This is a genomic window from Vibrio sinaloensis DSM 21326, assembly GCF_000189275.1.
Lineage (GTDB): Bacteria > Pseudomonadota > Gammaproteobacteria > Enterobacterales > Vibrionaceae > Vibrio > Vibrio sinaloensis.
Genome location: NZ_AEVT01000109.1, coordinates 1 through 480, shown reverse-complemented (window position 1 = coordinate 480; position 480 = coordinate 1). Strand labels below are relative to the sequence as shown.

1 protein-coding gene is annotated in these 480 nt (G+C 55.8%); it reads left to right on the top strand.

The window, feature by feature from the left end:
• On the top strand, positions 1–480 hold a 480-nt coding region (locus RH45_RS20405), incomplete at both ends, for a YhdP family protein (RefSeq protein ID WP_008080997.1).

Here is a 480-nt window from a genome sequence, read left to right as displayed (position 1 = left end):
GGGATTTTATTGCTCACTGGAGCCGCGCTCATCGTCATTGCAGCGCTGCTGGTTAGCGGGTTGCGCCTGGCGTTGCCTCATCTTGACGCCTGGCGTCCAGCTATCCTGAATAAAATTGAGTCTGTGACCGGCGTGCCGGTGGCCGCTAGCCAACTCTCCGCAAGCTGGCAAAATTTTGGCCCTACGCTGGAAGCGCATAATATTCATGCCGCCCTGAAAGATGGCGGCGAGCTGTCGATAAAACGCGTTACGTTGGCGCTGGACGTCTGGCAAAGCCTGTTGTATATGCGCTGGCAGTTTCGCGACCTGACCTTCTGGCAACTCAATTTCCGCACCAACACGCCTCTTCAAAGCAGCGACGGCGAAGGCATCGAAACCAGCCGTTTAAGCGATCTTTTCCTGCGGCAGTTCGATCATTTCGATCTGCGCGATAGCCAAATCAGTTTTCTGACGCTTTCCGGACAACGCGCGGAACTGGCG